At 69.2% G+C, this 17,565-nt stretch carries 12 protein-coding genes and 1 pseudogene; 8 read left to right on the forward strand and 5 right to left on the reverse strand.

All coding sequences use genetic code 11. The features are described 5' to 3' along the window. The first annotated feature begins 377 nt into the window (after nucleotides 1-377). Complete coding sequence (locus QOZ89_RS33860) at nucleotides 378-1,511, forward strand: alpha/beta hydrolase family protein (RefSeq protein ID WP_312627845.1); 1,134 nt, start codon at nucleotides 378-380, stop codon at nucleotides 1,509-1,511. Between the two features lie 324 nt (nucleotides 1,512-1,835). Here QOZ89_RS33860 and QOZ89_RS33865 read toward each other — a convergent pair whose 3' ends face one another. After that, entirely contained in the window at nucleotides 1,836-3,290 is a 1,455-nt protein-coding gene (locus tag QOZ89_RS33865; protein ID WP_312627846.1) for a DHA2 family efflux MFS transporter permease subunit, read from the reverse strand. A 415-nt stretch (nucleotides 3,291-3,705) separates the two neighbouring features. Between QOZ89_RS33865 and QOZ89_RS33870 the strand changes: the two genes are divergently transcribed. Next, on the forward strand, nucleotides 3,706-6,027 hold the full coding sequence (locus QOZ89_RS33870; RefSeq protein WP_312627848.1) for an MMPL family transporter: 2,322 nt from the start codon (nucleotides 3,706-3,708) through the stop codon (nucleotides 6,025-6,027). A gap of 717 nt (nucleotides 6,028-6,744) precedes the next feature. Next, entirely contained in the window at nucleotides 6,745-7,185 is a 441-nt protein-coding gene (locus QOZ89_RS33875) for a hypothetical protein (protein WP_071049670.1), read from the forward strand. A 372-nt stretch (nucleotides 7,186-7,557) separates the two neighbouring features. Here QOZ89_RS33875 and QOZ89_RS33880 read toward each other — a convergent pair whose 3' ends face one another. Beyond that, nucleotides 7,558-8,934 (reverse strand): FAD-binding oxidoreductase, encoded by a 1,377-nt coding sequence (locus QOZ89_RS33880; protein ID WP_312627849.1) that lies wholly within the window; start codon nucleotides 8,932-8,934, stop codon nucleotides 7,558-7,560. A gap of 669 nt (nucleotides 8,935-9,603) precedes the next feature. Between QOZ89_RS33880 and QOZ89_RS33885 the strand changes: the two genes are divergently transcribed. The 3 genes from QOZ89_RS33885 (at nucleotide 9,604) to QOZ89_RS33895 (ending at nucleotide 13,330) form a co-directional block, all read left to right on the forward strand. Continuing rightward, a complete protein-coding gene (locus tag QOZ89_RS33885) occupies nucleotides 9,604-10,971 on the forward strand; it encodes a MurL-like N-terminal domain-containing (RefSeq protein ID WP_312627850.1) in 1,368 nt (455 codons plus the stop codon). Next, nucleotides 10,895-12,265, forward strand: coding sequence for a UDP-N-acetylmuramoyl-L-alanine--D-glutamate ligase (murD, locus tag QOZ89_RS33890; protein WP_083418842.1), 1,371 nt, complete (start codon nucleotides 10,895-10,897; stop codon nucleotides 12,263-12,265). The genes QOZ89_RS33885 and murD overlap by 77 nt, the downstream gene beginning before the upstream one ends. 288 nt (nucleotides 12,266-12,553) lie before the next feature. After that, nucleotides 12,554-13,330, forward strand: coding sequence for a purine nucleoside phosphorylase YfiH/LACC1 family protein (locus tag QOZ89_RS33895; protein WP_157910524.1), 777 nt, complete (start codon nucleotides 12,554-12,556; stop codon nucleotides 13,328-13,330). 110 nt (nucleotides 13,331-13,440) lie between these two features. Here QOZ89_RS33895 and QOZ89_RS33900 read toward each other — a convergent pair whose 3' ends face one another. After that, a complete protein-coding gene (locus QOZ89_RS33900) occupies nucleotides 13,441-14,367 on the reverse strand; it encodes a phosphatase PAP2 family protein (RefSeq protein ID WP_312627853.1) in 927 nt (308 codons plus the stop codon). A 531-nt stretch (nucleotides 14,368-14,898) separates the two neighbouring features. Between QOZ89_RS33900 and QOZ89_RS33905 the strand changes: the two genes are divergently transcribed. After that, a complete protein-coding gene (locus QOZ89_RS33905; protein ID WP_071049674.1) occupies nucleotides 14,899-15,768 on the forward strand; it encodes a class II glutamine amidotransferase in 870 nt (289 codons plus the stop codon). 64 nt (nucleotides 15,769-15,832) lie between these two features. Here QOZ89_RS33905 and QOZ89_RS33910 read toward each other — a convergent pair whose 3' ends face one another. Further along, nucleotides 15,833-16,219 carry a VOC family protein gene (locus tag QOZ89_RS33910; protein ID WP_071049675.1) on the reverse strand — a complete coding sequence of 129 codons (387 nt, stop codon included), beginning with the start codon at nucleotides 16,217-16,219 and terminating at the stop codon, nucleotides 15,833-15,835. A 224-nt stretch (nucleotides 16,220-16,443) separates the two neighbouring features. On the opposite strand from QOZ89_RS33910, the gene QOZ89_RS33915 reads away from it, so the two are divergent. Beyond that, a complete protein-coding gene (locus QOZ89_RS33915) occupies nucleotides 16,444-17,289 on the forward strand; it encodes an AraC family transcriptional regulator (protein ID WP_312627854.1) in 846 nt (281 codons plus the stop codon). A gap of 61 nt (nucleotides 17,290-17,350) precedes the next feature. Here QOZ89_RS33915 and QOZ89_RS47740 read toward each other — a convergent pair. Next, nucleotides 17,351-17,488, reverse strand: a pseudogene (locus QOZ89_RS47740) (TMEM175 family protein); the annotation flags it as partial. Nucleotides 17,489-17,565: the final 77 nt, after the last annotated feature.

Consider the following 17,565-nt stretch of genomic DNA (forward strand, 5'->3'; position numbering starts at 1 on the left):
CGAGGATTATTGACATGTGTCACTAAAAAGACAAGTGTCTACGGTGCGGCGCCAACCAGGTCTGTCGCACCGGGCGAGGCTGAGGGGCGTCCCGCCGACGCACTCGTTGCCAGGAGGCCGGTGTCCCGAACCTGAAGAACTGGCAGCGCCAGTCCAACGGTCGAGTCCGCGGATCGCCGCCGGTCACGCCGTGTTCGCACGGCTGCGCGACCAGACGCGTGGCCGCATCGCCCCAGGGGTGCCTCTCCCCGGAGCCGGCAAACCGAGTCCGAGTGCGCGAGGACGAGGCCAGGTCGACAGGACGCGGCGTGGCTGGTTTCAGACCAAGGCGCAATCCAGGCATTCCTGATGAACCGGGTGACTGCTGGGCCGCTATCGTGAGGGCCGCTGATCCGCTGGCGGGGATCGGCCGCGGCGAGGCGGGCACGCCGCCGAGGGTGCCGCGGGACGCGGCGGGGGGCATCAGCGTGGACAGATCACTCGGGCGGGTCTCGCGGGGGCCGGCTCTGGCAGGGGTTTTCACCCTGACGTTTGTGCTGCTCACCGGGTGTTCCGGCGACCAGGCACGACCGACGGCGACAGCCTCAGCCACCGCGGCCTCTGCGCGCGGGTGCCTTCCGGCCGGCGACCCGGCCGCCTCGGTTCACGGCGGTTTCGGCATCGGCCAGACACAGGTCACGTTCGTCGACCACAGCCGTCCGACGGGCGCCGCGCCTGACCGCGACCTGGCCGGCAAGCCCGACCGCACGATTCCGGTCGTCGTGAGCTATCCGATCATCCCGGCGGCCGATGCCGCCCCGGCCGCGCCGGCCATCGCGGGCGCGGCTTCTGCTCCGGGTCGGTTCCCGCTGGTCGTGCTGTCCCATGGGGTGACTTCGGACGGGACCGTCGCGGCGAACGTCATCGCGGCTCCGCTCGTCCGCCAGGGCTACGTCGTGGCCACCCCGACCTTCCCGCTCTCCAGCGGCCCAGGCGGGACGATCTTCGACCTGCCTAACCAGCCGGCCGACGTCAGTTTCGTCATTACCTCGCTCAGCGCCTGGAGCACGACCGCTGGCACGCCGCTGGCCGGTCATCTCCAGGCGAGCTGCCTGGCGATCGCCGGCCATTCGCTCGGCGCGGCGACCACGCTCGCGGCCGCCTACCTGTCGTGCTGCCGGGACCCTCGAGTCAAGGCTGTGGTGTCGATGGCGGGGGTTATCGCGGCCTTCAAGGGAACCTTCGCCGGTAACCCACCGACCCCACTGCTGATCCTGCACGGCGACCAAGACCAGACCGTACCGCTGGACAAGAGCGCCGAGATGTTCAGGACGCTTCGCGGGCCGCGTTACTTCCTCACCCTGCGCGGCGCCGGTCATTCCACGATGTTCTTCGAGCAGGCCGGCCAGACGCTCGACCAGTCAGTAACCGCATTCCTCGACGCCTACCTCAAAGGCGACTTCTCCGCGCTGCACGCGCTACCCGGCGACGTCCGGCGCTCCGGGGTCGCGACCTACCAGGCGGCGAGCTGAGGACAACCCGCCCGAGACCGTAGATCAGGTCTCGACAGGCTAAGAAGTTTCGACAGCCTGCCCAGCTGGCCGCAGCGCGCCTCGGTGAAGGCGACCGCGAGCCGGCGTTGGGCTTCAGCGTCGACGGCCGGTTCGTGCGTGTCCGCCCGGCGGTGGACGTCGCGGGATTCTGTCCTGGGCCGTCGCCGACTCATACGTCGTCCGTCAGCTACCGCCCTGGCAGCTGCCGGTATCCGGCCCGCCGCCGCCTGCGGGCCGTCCAGGTTGTCGCTACGGACAGCGACTGGACCCGGGGCAAGGGCCAGTCATCCAGACCAGGTCACCTCAGGGCGCGGAGCGATCGGACGCTGTCGAGGGCGGCGCGGCTGGGCGCTGCGGAAGGAGCAGCGCGGCGACGGCGGCTGCGACGAGGGCGGTGCAGGTGGCGATGAGGAATGCCTGGTCGTAGCCGGTGGCCGGATCACCGGGTTGGCTGGTGGCGAGGGTGGACAGGATGGCGAGCCCGAGGGCGGCGGCGACCTGGCGGACGGTGTTGAGCACTCCGGCGGCGACGCCGGCGAGTGCCGGTGGCACGGCGGTCGCGGCGAGGGTGATCGGGGTGAAGGCGGTGCCGATACCGAGCCCGAACAGCAGCTGCGGGAGGACCAGGCCAGGCCAGTAGGAGGTGTGGTCGCTGAGCTGGGTGAGCCAGCCGAAGCCGGCGACGGCGCCGAGAGCCCCGCCTGTTGCGACGGTCCGGACGCCGAACCGGTGGGTCAGCTGGCCGGCGGTCTGGGCACCGACGAACAGCGCGGCCGCGGCGGGCAGGAACGCCAGCCCAGCCCGCAGCGGGCTGTAGCCGAGCGCGTCCTGCAGGTAGAGGGACAGCAGGACAGGGCTGGCGAAGAAGCCGAGGCCGAGGCAGAAGATCACGGCGTTGGCGGTACTGACATGCCGCGAGCGGAAGAGGCGCGGCGGTACCAGCGGGGCACTGGTCCAGCGGTGCAGGTGGATCAGGAACAGGCCCAGCAACACGACGGCGGCTGTGAGAGAGGCGACGACCCGCGCGCCGGACCAGCCATCGGTGCCGCCGTCGAGCACCCCGTACACGAGCGCGACCAGTCCCGCCGTCGCCAGGGCGGCACCGGGCAGGTCGAGTCGTGCCCGCGTCGATCCGCTTCGACCGGCCGCCAGCACCCGCGGGCCGCCGAGGACGGCGGCGAGGGTGATCGGGACGTTGACGAGGAACACCCAGCGCCAGCCGGCCAGATCGGTCAGCAAGCCACCCGCGACGGTCCCGGCCGCCCCGCCGGCGGCGCCGACCGCGCTCCAGAGCCCCAGTGCCCTGGCCCGCCGCCGCTCGTCGGGATACGCCGCGGTGGCCATGGTCAGGGTGGCGGGCATGACGAGCGCGCCGGCCAGCCCCTGCAACGCGCGCGCCGCGACCAGCACCCAAGCCGTCGGCGCCAGACCGCAGGCCAGGCTGGCGATCCCGAAGCAGCCGACGCCTGTGAGGAAACCGAACCTCGTGCCATGGTTGGCGACCAGCCGCCCGGCCACGAGCAGGGCCCCGCCGAAGGCCAGCGTGTAGGCGTTGACAACCCAAGCCACGCTGGAACGGCCAAAGCGCAGGTCAGCGCCGATATGCGGCAGCGCGACCGAGACGATCGTCGCATCCAGGATGATCACGAACACTCCGACGCAGGCCAGCGCCAGCGCCACCGCCGGGCGGGACGGGACCGGCTGTGGGCCGACCGGGAGCCGGGTCGTGTTGCTGGAGGACGGCACGGATGCGGTCATGAAGGCAACCCTAACCCCGTTAGTGACCGCTGGTCACAAAAGATTGGGATGCGGGTCCGGCTCACCTCGTTCAAGGACAGCACCCTGCCCGGACTGGCGGAGCGCCCTGCCCGGCGCGGCACGATGCGAGGCGCTGTCCCAGGGCCACCGGGCCTGGCGCGTGGTCCGGCGCGCCGGTCCGCGGTCGGCGGTACGCGGTCCGCGGTCGGCGGTACGCGGTCCGCGGTCGGCGGTACGCGGTCGGCGCCGAGGCGTCGGGCGTAGCGGCCTGGGGCGCGGTGCCGCGCGTGTGCGCGCGCCGGCCGGTGCAGGTTCGTGGGTCGAAGTACCGCCGCCGTGGTAGGCGCGGATGACGACGGTGGATGGACGTTCCACGTTGGATTTCGCGGGACCGTGAGCTGCCACGTTCGGACTCATGGAAGGCAGTTCAGTGCACACTCTCGCCCGGTGGTGCTCTCGGCATCGCTTCGTCGTCCTCGGGGGTTGGGTCGGCGCCGTCGTTGTCCTGATCGGCCTCGTCGTCGGGATGGGGTCCAATTTCAAGACCATCGCCGACCTGCCCAACAGTGAGTCGTCACACGCCTACACGCTGCTTGGCACGTCGGCCACCTCGACCGAAACAGGTCGCATAGTCTGGCACACGACCGGTCAGAGTGTCGACACGGCGCAGGTGCGCGCCGACGTCTCCAGCATGCTGAACAAGGTCGCGTCGCTGCCTGACGTCAAGGCTGTGCAAAGTCCGTACACCGCCGGCGACGCCGCGCAGCTCAACGTCGGTCAGAACACGGCCTACGCCAACGTGACCGTGACCCACGGCGTCAACGTCGACCAGGTCCAGAAGGTCGCGCAGTCGATCGAGAACAGCGACCTGCAGGTCGAGATCGGCGGGCAGGCGTTCGCGCCCAAGACCAAGTCCGGTGGCATCGCCGAGGTCGTCGGCATCGTGGCGGCACTGCTGATCCTTCTACTGATGTTCCGCTCGGCGTGGGCCGCGGCCCTCCCGATCGTCACCGGCGTCGCGGGCGTGGTCACCTCACTGCTGTTCGTGATGGTCGGTTCCCACTTCGTCAACCTGTCAAGTGACTCGATCACACTGGGGTCGCTGATCGGCCTGGGAGTCGGCATCGACTACGCCCTGTTCGTTGTCAACCGACACCGCAAGGCCCTGACCGCCGGAGCGTCCGTCACCGAGGCCATCCAGGAGGCCGTGAACACGTCCGGCCGGGCGGTAATCTTCGCCGGCCTGACAGTGATCGCCGCGTTGCTGGCGATGGTCGTGGTCGGCATGGGCGTGCTCACCGGCATGGGCCAGGCCGCCGCGGTCACCGTACTGTTCACCGTGCTCGCCGCGATCACCCTGCTACCCGCGCTGCTGTCCATCCTCGGCCTACGCGTGCTGTCCAAGCGCCAGCGCCGCCGCCTGCTCGGCCAGGAGACAACCCCGGCAGCGACGCGCAGGAAGCGGCCCCGCCGCACACCCGCCGGGCTCTGGGCGGCGCTCGTCACCCGATTCCCCCGACCGATGGCCACACTCGCGCTGATCGTGCTGGCCGCGCTCGCGGTCCCGGTGCTCGCGATGCGCGTCGGCGAAGCAGACGCCAGCAGCGACCCAGCCCACTCGACCTCACGGCAGTACTACGAGCTGATCAGCCCCGCGTTCGGCAAGGGCATCGACGCCACCCTCATCCTGGTCGCCGAGACCCCCGACGCCGGCTCCGCGCAGGCACTGAACACACTGGCCAAGAACCTGCCGTCGGTGCCCGACATCGCCTCCGTCTCGGCCCCAATCCCCGCCCGCGACGGCGTGCAGGTCATCCAGGTCACGCCCTCCAGCAGCGCGGGAGCCAAAGCCACCGTCAACCTGGTCGATCACCTACGCAACGACATCATCCCGACCGCCACGGCCGGCAGCCACCTCAAGGTCGACATCGGCGGCGAGACTGCAAGCAATATCGACATCGCGCACGCGCTGATGAGCAAGCTACCGCTCTACCTGGCGCTGGTCGCCCTGCTCGGATTCCTGCTACTGGCACTCGCCTTCCGCAGCCTGCTGCTACCCCTCGTCGGAGCCGTCAGCAACCTCGCGACGATCGCCGTGGCCCTCGGTGTCCTCACCGCGATCTTCCAGTGGGGCTGGGCCAGCAAACTGCTCGGCGTCGGAGACGGCGCACCGATCTCCTACATCGTCCCAGTCATGATCGTCGGCGTCATGTTCGGCCTCTCCATGGACTACCAGGTCTTCCTCGTCAGCCGCATGCACGAAGAATGGACCCACACCCACGACAACACCCGCTCGATCCGCGTCGGCCTCACCGAGACCACCAAAGTCATCGCCACCGCGGCCGTCATCATGCTCTGCGTGTTCTCCTCATTCGGGTTCAGCGGCCAACGCGTCGTCTCCAGCATCGGCATCGGCCTGGCACTCGCCGTAGTCGTGGACGCCTTCGTCGTCCGCATGGTCCTCGTCCCAGCCCTCATGCGCATGATCGGCAACCGGGTATGGGCATACCCTCGATGGGCCGACCGCATCACCCCACGCCTCGCCGTCGAAGGACCGTCCCCCGAGACGACGGGTACACGGCCCGTGAGTGTCCTTGTCGGAGCCGCTGAGGCGGATACGCACGCGGATGTCCTTGTCGGAGCCGCCGAGGCGGAAACGCACGCGGATGTCCTTGTCGGGGCCGCGCACTACGCGTCGCCCGCTCCCGCGGGCCAGCACTGGCAGAGGAACCGCTAACGATCAACCGATCGCCTGCCGGGACAACCGGCGACACCGACACCACCGGGTGGCGACGCCTGCTCAGTGAGAGCCGGCGTCCCACCCGGTGGACGTTGTGGTCACGGTCCGCGCATCCTCGCACTGGCGACGATGACGGCGCCCCGCCACTGTCGCCCTCACCGATCGAGCCGGGCAGCGGGAACGGCACCGGGACGAACACGAAAGGCCTGGGACCCGTCGCGACCTGACCGCGCACTCGCCGGCTCGGGCAGGCCGTCAGCCGGTCGCGGACGAGGATGAGCCGTCGGCCCCGCCGCGGTTGCGTAGGTCGGTGAAGACCTGTCGCCAGTGTTTGGCGCGCCGTCGCCGCCGGTGCTGGCCCACTGGCTGAGCACGTCGGTTCGCTGGCGCCGCCGAGGCGCAAGTCCGCGAGTTATTGATCTGTGGTCTTTGGGTCGGCCGTGACGTTCCGTGATCGGATTTCGGGTGGCTTGTCTCCGGCTGCGGGATGTGCCCGACGGTGTGTACCGCGCTCGTGGTAGCGGGGAATGTCAGCGGGCGGATGACGACGGAAAGGCCCCACTGGGACATGATCGTCAGGTACGCAAAGGACGGATATCGAGACCGGGGCCCGTCCACCGATCTTCGGTCGGATGTCTGTGACCGGTTCTTACCGCCACACCTTTGAGGAGGTCCTCCTCGGCCGGGTGGCGGACGACACGAAAGGGAAAAGCCATGTACCGGCGACTTACTCTGATAGCCGCGGCCGTCGGGGTCGCGGCGTTGGCCGCCTGCGGCCCGGTAGACAACGCGGCCGACACGTCGGCCCCGATGGACAACGCGGCCGACACGTCGGTGGTGAGTACGTCGCCCGGGGCTGCCGCGGCGGGGGTGCCAGCAAGCCCGACGGCCGGGATCAGCAGTGACAGCGACGGCGACGGCGCCGGCAGGTATGTGAGAGCGTTTCACCGGGAGTTCCCCGACCTCGCCAGCGGCAAGACAGACGCGCAAATCCTGAGCGACGGCCGGGCGGACTGCTCGGACATGGCCACCAGCCGGAAGGTCGCCACCCCTTCGATGGCGCAGCGTTACGGACTGGGCAACTCGACAATCGACCAGGCCGTTCTCAACAACATTGGACTGCTGGCCATGTTCACCATCTGCCCGGCCCGCTGACGCCCGCCCCGACTCGGGGCCCCGCCAACGTCGGGAGCGCCACCACCCAGCCTCGCCGGAACGAGCAACGCTGGTGCGGGCAGCCACACCAACGTTTCGGAAGCGCATTCGCTCGCACCGAAACCGCTACCCCGCCCCCGTTCGCTCGAAAGGCAAAGATGATGAGATCGTTCCTGTCGTTCCTCTGGTCGGGTGTCCTCTGGCTGGTGTTCACAAACGCCCAGGTCAGCGCCTCCCCCTTCTACCGGGCATCCCGCCGGGGGCACGGGCTGGGCGATCCTGCTCACCGACCTCCGGTCGGGCTCGCCACGGCCGCGACATCGCATGGGGACGATCCCCAGCTCCCCGATGTCGGGGCCTGGAATGGGCCCCTCAGCGTGGTAGGACGGTGGGGTTGAGGATTCCTGCTGGGTCGAACGCGGTGCGGATGCGGGCGAAGATCGCCCGTTCGGAGGCTGTGCGGGAGAGTGGCAGCCAGGCGGCCTTCAGCGCGCCGATGCCGTGCTCCGCCGAGATCGAGCCGTCCAGGTCAGCCACGAAGGCGAAGACCGCGTCCTGGTGACGGCCATCCGCCTCGGCGACCGGGGCGATGTTGATGTGCACGTTCCCGTCCGCGACATGGCCGAACGTGATGACCCGCGCTCCAGGGTCCACGGCGGCCACCACGTCGTCGACGCGCGTGGCCAGCTCCACCCAGCGGGCGGCGGGGACCGAGACGTCGAGTTTGAGGGGCGGCGCCAGGAGGCCCGCCAATTCGGGATGCCGCTCCCGGTACGCCCAGAGGCGGGCACGGTCGGCCGCGCCGCTGGCGACGGCGGCTGGCAGATCGCCGGCTAGCTCGGCGAGAGCCTCCATCGCGCCGGCCCCGCATGCCTCAAGCAGGAGGTAGGCCTCGGCGGGCACGCTCAGTGGCGGCGTCAGGTCGGTGTGCCGTAGCAGGATGTCGAGCCCCGTACTGGTGAAGAACTCCGCCGAGACCAGCCCGGGGATCTCCCGGACCGCCCTGGCCGCCAGGCTGTGCAGGTCCGCCAGCCCCGGCAGGCCCAGGAGCGCGACGACCGGGTCGCGCATGCGCGGCACCAGTCGCAGGCGCGCCTTCGTGACGACCGCCAGGGTGCCCTCCGAACCCGCCAGCAGGCTCGGGTAGTCGTAGCCCGTGTTGTCCTTGACCAGTCCCGACAGGTGCGACAGGACGGTGCCGTCCGACAGGACCGCCTCGATACCGCGGATCTGCGCGCGCATGGGCCCGTTGCGCAGGACGCGCAGGCCGCCCGCGTTCGTGGCGATCGCGCCGCCCACGGTCGCGCTGTGGCGGCTGGCGATGACCACCCCGAAGTCCAGGTCGGGATGCGCGTCCGCGAGCCGTTGCAGGGTCACACCGGCCTCGGCCGTCACCTGCATCCCGTCCCCGTCGACCGGGCCTAGACGGTCGAGGCGTCCCAGGCTCAGCACGAGCTCGCCGGAGCGCGGCACCCCGCCGCCGACAAGGCCGGTGTTGCCGCCTTGCGCCACGACGGGCATGCCCGTCGTGGCACACAGCGCGAGCACCGCGGCGACCTGAGCGGTATCCCGTGGCCGGACGACGGCGGGGGTGAAACCGCGGTACCGGCCGGTCCAGTCGATCGCGTACCCGGCGGTCCGCGAGTCCGTCAGCACGTGCTCTCCGCCGACCACGTCGACCAGGGACCGGCGAAGGGCCGCCGGGAGCCCTCGACCCGAACGCGACCCGTCGGCGGGTGGCAACGCCATCGCTCGCTCCTTGCCTGGGCTTGTCTGGAACCCACAGGGTCCCAGAGGCCAGAGGTAGAGCCGTGTCGCGGAACTCCGCGGCCGCCGCGGGACCGTTCGCTCCAGGGGCACGCGAACCCGTCTATCTGGAGTTCCCCTTCGATCGCCCGCATTTCGGGCATCCGGGCTTGGCCGGACGTGTTGCTCCGCCAGGATCCGCACACCCCACCGCCGTTACTCACCGTGACACGCAGCCTCCGCCTACAACGCTATTGATCAGGCGCGGGTCGTCGGCATTGATCCCGGAGTCAGCCGCGCGGGCCGGCCTGGCCAGCAAGATCCGGTAGTGTCTCCTAGACTGCGGACCTACCTGACGTCGGTTATGGGAAGGTAGAAACTTGCACCGAGAACGCGTGCGCACGTCGCTTGCTCCGAGAGGTTGGCCGGGTTACGCCAACCCAGCGGGGCCAGCGTCAGACCGGACGCTTCCCGCGGCCCGGGAGCGGGGAGAAGCCCTGCCCGCGACGCGTTCAGAGCGGCAAACGGTCGAGCGGACGCCAGCACTCCCCGTCAGGGCACGGTCCATCTTTTCCCGGACTAACGCGAGTCAAAATTACACCGGCCCGCGCCGTTTCCCGGTCACGAGAAGTGATCATTCCACGGCGCCGGCAATCAAGGTGGAGGTAGTCGATGAGTAGCCTGCCCACGGTTTCCCGCCAGACTGGAGTAGAGGGGCCGGCGCGCGGGGACCGGTTCGTCTACCAGGGGTTTGACATCGACGCCGGCACGGGTACCGTCAGCTGCAGGTACAGTACCGATACCGACGACTTCACAGAGGTATTCACATTCTCGCCGGACGGCGGCTGGGACAGGCCAGAAGTGCGGGCGGCGGCAAGAATACTGTTCCTGGCCGCCGGTGTCTCCTACTACAAGACGACGGCCGCGCGAGTCGTGGACCTTGGACCCGTCGGAATGTCCGAGGTCGAGGAGCGGTTTCTTCGAGCGTATTACTTCCACGGTCTAGGTGAGTATGCCTTCAAGAACCGGCTCGACCTGGGTGACATCGAGTTCAACGGTGATCTTCGCACCCCTCCCCCCAGCCGTTACCAGAGCGCGAGCCGCAGGCCGCTGATTCCCTTCGGCGGCGGAATCGACTCGATTGTCACGACGGAACTCATGGCACCGTACAGCACGGACGCCGCCCTGTTCATCGCCAATCGACAGAACGACAGGTTCTCCGCGATCGAGGCTCCCGCCGCGGTGACCGGCCTGCCGATCGTCCGGGCGGAACGAGAGCTCGACCCGAAGGTCCTGGCGCCGACGAGCAAGACCGGCTATCTGAACGGCCACGTCCCGGTGACCGGTGTTCTGTCGGCGGCGGCCGTGCTCGCGGCGGTTCTCGGTGGCCGCGACGCGGTCGTGATGTCGAACGAATGGTCGGCCTCGTCGCCGACGGTGATTCTCGACGGCACGCCAGTGAATCACCAGTGGTCGAAGTCGGCCGAGTTCGAGATACTCTTCCGCGAACTCGTGTCCGAGAGCCTGGGAGACGGGCTCCAGTACTTCTCACGGCTGCGCTCGTTCAGCGAGCTGAAAATCGCCGAGATATTCTCCGCGCTCGAGCGTTATCACCACACCTTCAGAAGCTGCAACAGAGCCTTCGCTCTGAAGCCGCAGAACCGGTACGAGAAGTGGTGCGGCGAATGCGACAAATGCTGCTTCATAGATCTGATTCTGGCCCCGTTTATCGAGCCCGACGCGCTGCGCCAAGTATTTTCCGGCACAGAACCGCTTGACCGCGTGGAACTCCTGGACCGGTTTCGAACGCTGGTCGGGACGATGCCGGACTCCAAGCCGTTCGAGTGCGTGGGCGACCAGCGGGAGTGCATTGCCGCGGTGAAGCTCGCCGTAAACGACCCGAGGCGGAAAGGGCAGCGCGTCCTGGAGGCCATCGACAACGAACTAGGGGAGCCGGCCGCCGGTGTCGACGAACTACTCCGCCCGATCGGACGGAACTTTGTCCCAGACATATACGCGACCGCGATTGACGTGGTCTGACCTCTCCGGCCGGCGAGTCGGTATCTGGGGATTTGGCACGGAGGGCCGCGCGAGCGTCGCCCGCCTTCAGGCGATGGGAACCACCCCGGCGGTGATCGTTGATGACGGCGACGTCGAAGGTGGCGGCCTGCCGGTCATGACATTCGACCGCGGCGGCCTGGAAGCCCTCGCGGACTGCGATGTCATCATCAAGACGCCCGGCGTCAGCCGCTACTCCACCAGGTTTCTCACCCTGGCGGACAAGGGGATCCCGATCGTCGGAGGTCTCGCTCTCTGGCTGGAAGGGCGCGATCTTTCCCGGGTGGTCTGCGTGACCGGCACGAAGGGCAAGAGCACGACGACGGCCATAATCGGCCATATGCTGCGCGGGCTTGGAATATCCCCTTTCGTGGGAGGAAACTTCGGGCTACCGCCCTGGGATCCCAACGTCGACCACGAACGCCATGACTGCTGGATCATCGAGACGTCGAGCTACCAGGCCACAGACGTGAGCGTTTCACCTCCGGTCGTCGCGGTCACCTCGCTCTCGCAGGACCACATCGACTGGCATGGAGGATCGCCGGAAAACTACTACAGAGACAAGCTGTCCGTCTGCCGGCAGCCGGGCGCGGACCTGACTGTCGCCAACGGCGATGACGAACTGATCCGGGATCGAAGCGAACTGCTGGGCCCCAGGGTCCTATGGGTCTCGTCGGCCGAGGCGTCACCTTCCTGGATCCACTCGATCAAGCTTCCCGGAAGCCACAACCAGATGAATGTCCTCATCGCGGCGGCCTGCGTCCGAGCGATGGGGGTGGCCGGCGCGGACCACGACGAGGTGCTTCAGGAGGCCCTTCGGGGATTCGAGGGCCTCGAGAGCCGCCTGAACACAATTGGCGAGGCTGGCGGCGTCACGTTCGTCGATGACAGCCTCTCGACGAATGTCCTTCCGACCATGGCGGCGCTCGACTCGTTTCCGGGTCGTCGCATAGCACTGATCGTCGGTGGCTACGACCGGCAGATCGACTATGCCCCTTTGGCGGTCGCGCTGCGTGACCGAAAGTATCCGACCAGCGTCCAGACGCTTCCGGACAGCGGTCCGCGCATCCGGGCGGCGATTGAGGCGGTCGACGGCACCCCACCCGTCACCGATCACGACGATCTGCGGTCCGCGGTGCGCGCGGCCTTTGCCTGGGCGTCGCCGGACGGGATCGTGCTGCTGTCGCCAGCGGCACCGAGCTTCGGGCATTTCGCGAACTACCGCGACCGGGCGACCGCATTTCGGCGGGCCTTTGACGAGTGCGCGCGACGCTGACACCGCGGCGGCCAGCCCAACGCGGCGAGCGCCGCAAGGCGGCCGGCATCGTCCCGGTCCGCGCGTGGCCTGTTGAGTGGCGATCCGTGAACAGAATTGGCCGTCAGCGCGAGGACAGTCCGTCGAGGAAGACCAGGCGTGGTGGCGGGCCTTGTACGTAAGGCAGCTGGCGGGTCTGTAGGCAGGCTGGGCGCCGTCGTGCCAGTCGTGGCGGCCGTGGTCAGCGAAGGTGTCATCGCTCCGGCACCGCGTGGGCGTTACTACAGTGGGCGGATGGGTCGGAATCCTGTGCTGCGACCATTCCTCTTCAGCGGCGACGACGTGACCGCCGTCATCACGACGAGGCACGGTGGAGTGAGTTCGGGGAGCTACGCGAGCCTCAACCTCGGGGACCGCGTCGGGGACGACCACGAGGCCGTGCTGGAGAACCGGCGACGGGTCGCCGACGCGCTCGGCGTGGACCGGTTGACCGTGCCCGACCAGCGGCACACAAACCGGGTGGCCGTTGTCGGCCCGGCGCTGGCCGGCCGCGGCCATGACGGTACAGCGGACTCGGTCGCCGCGTTCCCCGCGACTGACGCGCTCATCACGGATCTGCCCGGCGCCGCGCTTGCGATCACGGCGGCCGACTGCGCTCCGGTGGTGCTGTTCGATCCCGGTCGGGGGGCGATCGGGGTGGCGCACAGCGGCCGCGGCGGCACCGTGCTCGGCGTGCTGCCGAAGACGATCGAGGCGATGACCGCGAGCTACGGCACAGCGCCCGGTGACCTGCTCGTCGGCATCGGTCCGGCGATCGGCGCCGCCAGCTACGAGATCGGAGACGCGCAGGCGGCGGAGGTCACGGCCGCGTTCGGTGACGCGGGCCTTCTCACGCCGACCCGCCCTGGCCACTGCACGCTCGACGTCGTCGGTGGCCTGCGCATCCAGCTCCGCGCCGCCGGCGTCAAGGACGCCAACATCCACGACATGGCCATCGACACCAGGACCTCGACGGACACCTTCTTCTCCGACCGAGCGACCCGCCCGTGCGGCCGCTTCATGGCCGTGGCGGCCCTCCCGGCCTGACCTCGCCGGCCCGGTGCCCTTGCTCGCGCGGCATCTGCTTCGCTCCATCGCAAGGGCGACATCGCCCTCGAGACCTACTGGTCGGCCGAGAGGGGCACCAGTCGAACCGGTCACTGACGGCGGCGCGCGGCCACCGGCGCGGTGAGAGCGGCCGCATCCGTCGACGGTTCAGGCCAACCAGGTTCTGAACCGGTCGCGGTGGCGGGAGGGGCGGGCGTCAGCGGCGTCGCGGGAAGGCGCGCCACGAGCTGACCGGCCCGGCCCGGTGCGGTGATCCATACCGCGCTGGCCACCAGGAGGCCGCCCACGATGCCGTCGAGCCAGTAGTGGTTACCGGTCAGCACGACGACGAGCGTGGTGACGACCGGGTGGGCGAGCGCGACCCACCGCGCCCGGGACCGCAGGATCGTGAGGACGCCCCATGCCTCAAGGATCGCCCAGCCGACGTGCATGCTCGGCATGGCCGCGTACTGGTTCGCCGAACCGCCCTCCGACGGGTACGGCGACGGGCCGATGAGCCGGCCGGTGTCGACGATGCCGACGTTCGGAAGCACCCCGGACAGGAAACGCGGTGGCGCGAGCGGGTAAGCCAGATGGATCACCAGCGCGGCGCCGGTCAGCGCGATCAACGCGTTACGTACCCGGGCCCAGTGGTCACGGTGGCGCAGCAATACCCAGGCCAGAAAGAGAATCGACGCCGGGAAATGGACGTACATGTAGAACCGGTTCGCCAGTTCCACCAGCGTCGTCGAGTGGAGGGCCAAGCGCTGCACGGCCTCCTCGCTCGGCAGGCCGAGCGCCCGTTCCAGATGCCAGACCTCCCGCGCATGTCCCAGCGCGTCGCTCTCGTGCCCGGCCGCGAGCTGCCGCCCGAGCCGGTAGACCTTGAACAGCCCGGCGAGCAGCAGCGCCTGGCCGAGGGCGTATCCGAGCCACCGACCGAGCGATCGCGCCTTTCTTAGCGGCTCGTCGGCGTGCGGCGACGAGCCCGCGTCCACCGTCTCCCGTCCCCCGGCACCCATCGCCGCCGCGCTCATCGCACTCCTCCCGCTCACCCGCCCGCCTCGTCGTCGCGTTCCACGCCAGGTCCGCACGGCCTGGCGCGTACATGGACTCTGGGCGTCCCGCCGATGTCTGGCTCGTGAACCATCAGTAGCGCACGTTCGTGACGTACCACCATCAAGGCAGGCAAAACGCCCCAGCGACACTGCCAGCTCGGCGCCGGCGGATCACGTCAACCCTCAACCGGGGCCAGCTGATGCGAGCCGATGCGCGCCGGCCGTCGCGGGCCGGCCCGCCGGGCTGGAACCGCTGTGTCAGCCCGATGGACCCATGAGTGATCCTGGGGACAACGGCCGCCGGGTGTGCGAAGGAAGATCATTTTCGCACACCCTTTGGCCCTCTAGCCAGACGAGAACAGGCGTCCGCGACCGTCGACGGCGGCTCTGAAAGATCCACAGACGGATTCGGGAGGCCGCCCGGGCGCGCACGGTGTCAGAGTGCCGGTACCAGGGGCCGTCGCTCCGCTGGTGGAGTGGCACAGATTCTGATGAGGGGTGCGATGCCGTATGTGTCGCCTGTTCGGTATGAGTAGCTCTCCGCGGCGTACTCACGCCACTTTCTGGCTGCTCGACGCCCCGGACAGCCTCAGCGACCAGAGTCGGCGTGAGCCAGATGGCACCGGGCTCGGCTATTTCGACGCGGACGATTCCCCGCAGCTACGCAAGGCACCCATCGCCGCCTACGAGGACCGAAGTTTCGCCGGGGCGGCCAGACAGGTCGAGTCGGCAACATTCCTCGCCCATATCCGTTTCGCCTCCACGGGAGGCGTGGAGAAACGCAACACCCACCCCTTCGAACAGGACGGTCGCCTGTTCGCGCACAACGGGGTGATCGAAGGCCTGGCCGAGCTGGACGCCGAGCTCGGCGCCGACCTGTCGGCGGTGAAAGGTGACACCGATTCCGAACGGTTCTTCGCCCTCGTCACCCGCGAGATCAGATCGGCCGACGGCGACGTGGCCGCCGGCATCGCCCGCGCCGCCCGCTGGGTCGCCCAGCACCTGCCCCTGTATGCCCTCAACGTGATCCTCACGACCTCGCGGGGGCTGTGGGCGTTGCGCTATCCCGACACCCACCCGCTGTATGTCCTCGAACGCCGGGCCGGCGGCCACCACGGCGACCGGCATCTCGACCACAGCGGCACCGCCGGCCACATGCGCATCCACTCCCGCGACCTGGCCGACGTTCCCGCGCTCGTGGTCGCCAGCGAATGTATGGACGACAGCCCCGCCTGGCGCCTGATGGATCCCGGTGAGCTCCTCCACGCCGGGCCCGACCTGCGTGTCACCCGCCAGATCGCGCTCCACGACGAGCCCGCGCACCAGCTCTCGCTGAAGGACCTCCGGCCCGAGGCCGCGGCGTCGCAGCAGCACAGATAGTCGCAGCGGCACAGACAGCGGACCGGGCCACCGGTCCGCTGTCCCGCGAGGTCATGCTCGACGGCTACCGGCCGAGCATGGCCTCGAGCGCGATGTTGTCCGGGTCGCGGAAGGCGAGCAGCCAGCCATAGGGCAGCTCTCGCTTCGGCGTGAACGAGGCGCCCGCCGCGGTGAGGTTTTTCTCGAGCTCGTCGAGGTCGGCCTCTGTCTCCACGGAGAACGAAAGATGATCCAGCCCGGGACGTTTCTCGTCGAACGGTTCCACGATGCGCTGGTCGTGTTCGCGCAGGACGAGGCTCAGCCCGCCGGGAAGAACACCGTGCGCGAAGGACGTCGTGTCACCGCGGCCGCGGGCCTGCTCCTTCCAGCCCAGGACCTCGGTGTACCAGGCGCAGCTTCGATTCAGATCCGTCACAGTAAGACCTACGTGTGACACCCCGAGCGGCGGCATATCGATCCTCCCCAGATGAGCGAGTCGACGGCCGCCCAGTTCCGCGCTGGCCGACCGGGTCGAGTCCACAACAGGACGCCGGGTCATCTCAAAACCTCGGACGCGTCGTCATCGGACCCGACCGACTGTAGGCAGGGGCGACCGCGGACGTGCGACCTGGACGGCCTTCCTCGGTACCGATCCGGCCGCGCTCCGGCCACGACGAGAGGACCTACGATCGCGCCGTGACCGCCGTGACCGCCGTGACCGCCGTGACCGCCGCGCCGCTCATCGCCATGCGTCGGCACGCCACAGTGGCCGCGGGCACGGTGGAGCACCACGCCACCGACGTGATCTCGTACTGGCACCGCCACGACCTGCACGAGATCGAGTACGCGGTATCCGGATGTGCCGAGATCCGCACCCCCACCACTCACTACCTGCTGCCGCCGTCCTACGCGGCATGGGTACCCGCCGGTGTCGAGCACGCGCCCCTGCTCAGGGATGTGACCACCATCGCGGTGTTCTTCGACCCCGCCGCCTTCGACTTTCCGCGCGCGCGGGCCGCCATCATTCCGGTGCCGCCGGTGTTGCGCGAGATGATGAGATACGCCACCCGGTGGCCCATCGGCCGGACCCACCATGACGCGGAGGCCAGCGGCTTCTTCACGGCGCTCGCCGGCGTCGTCCGCCGTCAGCTCGCGTACGAGGCGCCGCTGTCGCTGCCGGTCTCGGACGATCCCGTCGTCCGGGATGTGATCGCCTATACCGCGGCTCATCTGGCCGATGCCAGGGCCGCGGCGGTGTGCCGCGCCGTCGGAATCTCCGAACGTGTGCTGCGCCGGCGGTTCGCGGCCGTCCTGGGCCAGACCTGGCAGGAGCACCTCCAGCAGGCTCGGCTGTTCCGGGCCATGGCTCTGCTGAGCACGTCAACGATGTCGGTCGGCCAGATCGCCGCCGCGGTGGGCTTCGGGAGCGCGAGCGCGCTGGCCCGTGCCTTCCGGGCGTGGACCGGTGAGACGCCCTCCGCGTATCGCGATCGGTATCTCGCGACCGATGGCACGAACGAGATGACCCCGAACCGGGGGTAGACGGACCCGCGGTCGCGGCGCCCCTCTCGCCCCACACCTCGCGGTTCGTCGTGCAGTTCGGCAGCGGGAGCTCCAGCGCGAGCAAGGTGATCGCGATCGCGATGACGGCGTCCGAGAAGAAGACCAGCCGCTCGGCGTCTCGCCCCCGTGCCTGCGTCAGCATCGCGCGTGGCGTCGGCATCAGGCGGCGCAGCGGCATCGGCCCCGGCCGGCATCCCGTCGGTCACCCGGTTCCTCATCCGGTAGCGCTATCGGACGGCCAGAGCGCCGGTACGC

Source organism: Pseudofrankia coriaricola (assembly GCF_032027725.1).
Classification (GTDB): Bacteria; Actinomycetota; Actinomycetes; order Frankiales; family Frankiaceae; genus Pseudofrankia.